General features: G+C 34.6%; 6 protein-coding genes. 4 read left to right on the top strand and 2 right to left on the bottom strand.

What is annotated here, in order from left to right:
- Positions 1 to 793: 793 nt before the first annotated feature.
- Together D5R40_RS15600 and D5R40_RS35335 are read left to right on the top strand one after the other, a co-directional pair.
- The gene (locus tag D5R40_RS15600; RefSeq protein ID WP_124144319.1) at positions 794 to 1,579 is read left to right on the top strand and encodes a DsbA family protein; all 786 of its coding nucleotides are present in this window, start codon (positions 794 to 796) and stop codon (positions 1,577 to 1,579) included.
- Between the two features lie 536 nt (positions 1,580 to 2,115).
- Positions 2,116 to 2,271, top strand: coding sequence for a hypothetical protein (locus D5R40_RS35335; RefSeq protein ID WP_161564997.1), 156 nt, complete (start codon positions 2,116 to 2,118; stop codon positions 2,269 to 2,271).
- 234 nt (positions 2,272 to 2,505) lie between these two features.
- Here D5R40_RS35335 and rpe read toward each other — a convergent pair whose 3' ends face one another.
- Both rpe and D5R40_RS35330 read right to left on the bottom strand, forming a co-directional pair.
- Complete coding sequence (gene rpe, locus D5R40_RS15595; RefSeq protein WP_205127321.1) at positions 2,506 to 3,207, bottom strand: ribulose-phosphate 3-epimerase; 702 nt, start codon at positions 3,205 to 3,207, stop codon at positions 2,506 to 2,508.
- A 182-nt stretch (positions 3,208 to 3,389) separates the two neighbouring features.
- Positions 3,390 to 3,542, bottom strand: a complete 153-nt coding sequence (locus D5R40_RS35330) for a hypothetical protein (RefSeq protein ID WP_161564441.1) — start codon at positions 3,540 to 3,542, stop codon at positions 3,390 to 3,392.
- A gap of 599 nt (positions 3,543 to 4,141) precedes the next feature.
- Between D5R40_RS35330 and D5R40_RS15590 the strand changes: the two genes are divergently transcribed.
- A complete protein-coding gene (locus D5R40_RS15590) occupies positions 4,142 to 4,513 on the top strand; it encodes a hypothetical protein (RefSeq protein ID WP_124154876.1) in 372 nt (123 codons plus the stop codon).
- Between the two features lie 98 nt (positions 4,514 to 4,611).
- Positions 4,612 to 6,030, top strand: a complete 1,419-nt coding sequence (locus D5R40_RS15585; protein WP_240038878.1) for an LCP family protein — start codon at positions 4,612 to 4,614, stop codon at positions 6,028 to 6,030.
- Positions 6,031 to 6,209 lie beyond the last annotated feature (179 nt).

Genomic DNA, 6,209 nt, shown 5'->3' with positions numbered 1-6,209 from the left:
TGAGAATCCCCATGTAATTTTCCTCCTGTCTCCTGTCTCCTGTCTCCTGTCTCCTTCTTCAATACCTCTCCTTGAAGTAGATAGGATTGACAAAAAGTAAAATATTTTTTTGTTTGTTGTTTGTTTATTCAGATGATAAAGATGCTTTAACTATGAATTATTCGGTAAATACTGAAAGATATACTAAATTTTTTTTTGCGGAATAATTCTGTTAAATAATTTTTCTCAAAAATTTTATTGATTTCCCTAATTTTATTTTTTACTATTCTCTCTCTAGTTACATATAATTTTCAACCTTATAGCTACTCGAACGGAGAAAGGTTTTGTTTATTATTTAATTTAAGCAGTCTGATAATGATTTGTGAAAAATCCAGAACTTATAGATAGAAAATCAAAAAACTTGATCTCTAACCCCTAATTAAAAATTTTCGTAATTCCTAGATTTTATTCACAACTAAAATAGGACTACCATGTATAGCAATGTGCGCTGGCATATTTACAAATTACAGTAACTGTCCAATAGCTAAAAGCCTGATATTATCGGTTTTTTATTCCCCCTTCCGGAGCTGTTGCCAGATGAGCTGTTGCCTGCGCACAGCGCTATATAGCATTTTTATTTGCAATGTCAAACAATAGTTAGTTATTTACTAACATTAAAAAGTCCGGTAAACCATCTTACCTTTTGCCTCTTGCCTTTCGCCTTTTTCCTAAAATTTGCCAGATTTTTGAAACAACTCAAATGAAATTTATACTATATTATATTCATGATTTTTTTGACTTTAAATGGAGGACTATGAGTAATTTTTCTACTAGATTTAATCTATATAACTTGAAAGTTTTATACTTCATAGCAATATTCAGTATAGTTATTGCCATTAGTGGTTGTACTCCATCAGCTCAATCAACTGGTACTCAAGTAAATTCAGAAGAATTAGAACAGCAAGTATTACAGATTATTCGTAATAATCCAGAAGCAATTATAGAATCAGTACAAGCTTACCAACAACAACAACAGGAACAACAACAAGCTAGTAAGCAGGAAGTATTAAAACAGTTTAAAACCAATCCTCAAGCAAAAATTGGTAATTCTCCAACTTTTGGTTCTACCGAGCAAAAAATCGTGTTGTTTGAATTCTCAGATTTTCAATGTCCTTTCTGCTCTAAAGTGCAAGTAAATCTTAAAGAATTTATGGATAAACATCAAGATAGAGTAACTTTAGTATTTAAGCATTTACCTCTAGTAAGAATTCACCCTCAAGCAATTCCAGCAGCTAAAGCATCTTGGGCAGCTCAACAACAAGGTAAATTTTGGGAATATCACGATGCTTTATTTGAACAACAGGATAAATTAGGTGAAGAGTTCTATATAGAAATTGCTAATAATTTGAACTTAGATATAGAGAAGTTTAATAGCGATCGAAAGTCTCAGGAAGCAACTGACTCAATTCAACAAGATTTTCAACTAGCTCAAGAAATTGGTGCTTCTGGTACACCTTTCTTTGTGATGAATGGAGAAACTTTTTCTGGTGCAGTAAAAGTATCAGATATGGAGAAACTTTTGGCTAAAGTTAGTCAATAAATTTACCTTTTGAAAAAATTAAAAATAGATGGCTTGAAAAGGGAAGAAGAGAAAGTTAGATGGAATAGCTAACGGGTATTTGCTCCGCATCTACAAACTCCAACTAATTGCAAATACCATATAGAACTCATTTGGTATCTTTGCAAAGGTATGTGCTTTTGGCATAGGAGTCAGGGGTCAGGAGTCAGGAAATTCAGAAATAGAATAGGGGAAAAAATGGATGGGACTCCGCGCCGTCGCATGGCACAAGAGGTCGAGGGATGGCGTTAGCGTTTGCGATAGCATTCCGCAAGGAAAGCTCCTCTGTTTGCGCAGCATTCCGCAGGAAAAGAGGCAGCGACTCTGTCAAGAGCGGGTATCCTCACCATATCCAATCGACCAACAGAGCGGTCAGATCCTGCGTCAGCGCAAGAGGCAAGGGAATGCTGACCAAGAGAGGGAACGCGCACCAACGTAATTCTCAAGTAGCAATTAATTAAATTCAACAAGATGTTTAACTAGCTCAAGAAATTGGTGCTTCTGGTACGCCTTTTTTTGTGATGGATGGAGAAACTTTTACTGCACCAGAAAAAGTATCATATCAAATCCGGTTAAACAACCATAGAATGGTTAAGTTAGGAGTACTCAGGAGTCAGGAGTCAGGAGTCAGGAGAAGAAAGAATTACAAAGATGAGCGTAGTTATGACGATTGAAGATTTTTTTTATGTCCAATTAAACGGATTTGATATCAGATATGGAGATGGCTTTAGCTAAAGTTATTTAGTAGATACTTTGCCTGGTCTTGCAAGAGACAAAAGCATTAAAAAAGATTGAATTTTGACTTTTGCTAGAGGTTTAAATCAATCTCAACCAAAAGAAAATTAAAAATGGATTGTACAATCCATTTTTAATTTTAATAATTTTTTATTAAACTGTATTTTTTGTTATTAAACAGTAGCTAACTCAGGTTCAGGAACAGGACGCTTACTATTACGAATACCATTAATTGCTTCTGCATAATCATCAGCTTTAAACACGGCAGAACCTGCAACAATAGCATTAGCACCAGCTTCTAACACCTGCCAAGTATTATTAGTCTTAAGGCCACCATCAACTTCAATCCAAGGATCGAGTCCTCGTTCATCACACATTTCACGAAGCTTACGAATCTTAGATACTACTCCAGGAATAAAACTCTGGCCTCCAAAACCAGGGTTGACACTCATAATCAACACCAAGTCACACAAATCTAAAGTATATTCAATTAATTCTAATGGTGTAGAAGGATTAAGAACTACACCAGCTTGCTTACCCAACTCTTTGATTTGGCCTAGAGTTCGGTGCAAATGGGGTGAAGCATTATGTTCAGCATGAACAGATATAATATCAGCACCTGCCTTAGCAAAATCTTCAACATATTTCTCTGGCTCCACAATCATTAAGTGGACATCAAGAGTTTTTTCAGTGACAGGGCGAAGTGCTTGGACGATTAATGGACCGATAGTAATGTTAGGTACAAAACGGCCATCCATTACATCAACATGAATCCAGTCAGCACCAGCTTGGTCTACAGCTCGTACTTCATCTCCAAGACGGCTAAAATCTGCTGATAGTATAGATGGGGCAATAACAATAGGTTTTTTCTGCATAGTGGTCATAAGAGTGAATGTTCTCCTACTATTCTCTGTTGCGTAAATTTTAACACTAATTTAATAATTTATTGTCAGAATATATATGTAGCATTGAAATTTGAGATCTAAACAAAAAATTAAATGTTTGAGGAAACAGGGGAAAGTCAAATATTTGACAGGGTTTTTAAGAGGAGAAAAAATTAATAACTTACAAAATACTTACCAAGAAAGTCAGTAACATGGTGAGTAGAGAAATCTGTTTTAGGAAAATCTAATAAAGATATATCATTCCGGTCAGAATAATCATCAAAATCTCCAAAAAATTCACCAATACCAGGTAAAAATCCTTGCATTGATACTGATTTTTTTATTAGTTTATTATAAGAAAAATCAACTTTTGAATAATAACATATAACTTTTATTTGTGAAATTACAAAAATCAGTTATTTTAACTTTTTGACCAACATGAATTTTTAAATTATTTTGATATATATACGCAATAAATATCGGTAATTTGCTAGCTACCATGATTGTAAATGTATATTTTTCATCCTCAAGTACATACTCAAAATTTATATAAAACTTCCAGTGAACCCCTCTATTTTTTTGATCATCTAGGATGAATCTCTCAACTTATTCTATAGAAGCATTAGTTTGTAGATAAAAAATCAACTTGTTTAAGTCAAGTTTTTCATTGATTAAATGTGGTATATATTTTATATTTTCAGCTTTAATTAAATGTATCATCACCTCTATATATTTTTTCAGTTGTTAATTTAAGGTAATTAAACGAAGAAACAAAAATGGGATATACTTATTCTAATTTAAATATTCTTATTGTTATTATAGTGACTTTTATTTTCTGTACCCTCAAAAAAAAGAGATTACCAGAATCTGACAGATTTAAGTTATATAAATACCAACAAAAACTGAACTTTTGCTAATAACCAAAATGAAAAATACTCAGCAACTAGAAAACTCTAACATTAACCGCCTACAACTATATTTATTAGTCACTCCAGTATTAGGTTTCTTCATGGCAATGTGGATTCTGTATCGTCAACACCGTAGTCCACAACATAGAGCAGTCAGCAAATTAGTTATTACTTTAACCATCATGTGGATCTTGGGCAATATTTTATTACAACCAGGGACTGAAGTTGGGGAATCTGGGACTATCACACTGTTATTAATAAATAGCCTGCTAACTACTAGCTACTTCATAATAAGTTTAGGGCTAATGGTTCGTATTTGGAAAAGACAACCATTATGGCTACCAGGAATTAGCCGGATAGCAGAAAAAGTGGTAGATAAACATTTATGATAGTCGAAGATTCTATTAAACTATTGAAAATTCTAATTTTCAGTAAAATTTTTCTGACAATAAAACCTTATTTTAATATTTAGTGTGTGAGGAAGCCAGTGCCCGCTAATAAATTTTTACATTCAACCTCTAGAAAATATTCAATAACAGAAAATCTACAGAGACAACCTACCCAATTTGGTCCAGGACATTGGTTTGGTTTAGGTCTAGGTTTAGCCGGAGTGGCAATGATATCTGCAACAGCAGGCGCTCTCTTAGCCGTATCTCTTTCCAGCACTCCACTAATGCAACAAAAGCTCTCTCCAGAAGAAGCAGCAGTATTTTCTCAACAAGACCTGGCCAAAAGTAATATGAGATTGCCAGAGTTAACCCGACCTGTAAATATATTGTTATTAGGAATAAAAGTATTAACGTCAGATTTAGAAGAATATCCCCATTATAGTAATGATTTAGGGTATCACGCTTTGGTTAATTCTTTTAAAGGATTATCTGATACGATGCTTCTAGTAAGGTTCGACCCGAAAAATCAGAAGTTAACTTTGCTTTCTATTCCTAGAGATACTCGTACCTATGTAGAAGATCGAGGCTTAACCAAGATTAATGCTGCGAACTATTATGGAGGACCTGCTAAAAGTGCCAAAGCTGTGAGTGAACTGCTTGGTGGAGTAGGAATTGACCGTTATATTCGAGTCAATGTACAAGGAGTAGAAAAATTAATAGATGCTCTTGGGGGTGTCAAAGTTAATGTGCCCAAAGACATGAAATATCAAGATGATAGTCAACATTTGTATATTAATCTCAAAGCTGGGGAACAACATCTCAATGGCGATCGGGTTCTACAATTTTTGAGATTCCGCTACGATAATTTAGGGGACATTGGGCGAGTGCAACGCCAGCAACTTCTGATGCGAGCATTTATGGAACAGTCGGTTAATGTGAAAACTTTATCACGACTACCAAAAATTCTTTCGGTAATTCAGTCTCATATTGATACAAATTTGAGTGTTGAGGAGTTAGTCGCTTTGATGAATTTTGCTGCTAAAACTGAGCGCTCTAATGTGCAGATGTTGATGGTACCTGGTGAGTTTAGCAACCCTAGACAGTATAATTCTAGTTACTGGTTGCCCGATCTGATAACTCTAGATACGATGATTGCTAAACACTTTGATTTTGGTTACGATCGCGAACAATTAGAAAATTCTGATTCTTCTTATGTTAGAGTAGCAATTCAAGATAGTACAGATGATTGGGACTCTGTTGATGAATTAGTAAATTCCTTAAACGATGCTGGTTATTGGAATGTCAAAGTGGCTAAACGTTGGAATTCACCTTTGGAAGTGACTCGAATTATTGCTCAGAAAGGAGATATGCAAGCTGCGCAGGAAGTTCAAAAGTCTCTAGGTTTTGGAGAAGTTTTTGTAGAAAGTACGGGATATTTAAGGTCAGATGTGACTATTCAGTTAGGAAAAGATTGGTTATCAATTCAGGATGAGTCTAAAAATTCACGAGATTGGTAGTACAAAAGTCAAATTTTGCAGTTAGGGCGCTATACTTGCAGAAATTTTCTATTTGATGAGGTACATCTTGGCAGTAGAGAACACAGGAACTAGAAGTAGGGAGTAGCTGTACCTTACCATCTTAAAAAGTGCTGTAATATTATGCCTAAATCTAGAGAGACATTCCCCTGGAATGTTTT

The organism is Okeania hirsuta, from assembly GCF_003838195.1.
Classification (GTDB): domain Bacteria; phylum Cyanobacteriota; class Cyanobacteriia; order Cyanobacteriales; family Microcoleaceae; genus Okeania; species Okeania hirsuta.
The sequence above is the reverse complement of the archived record's forward strand: the minus strand, read 5'-3'. Positions and strand labels throughout refer to the sequence as shown.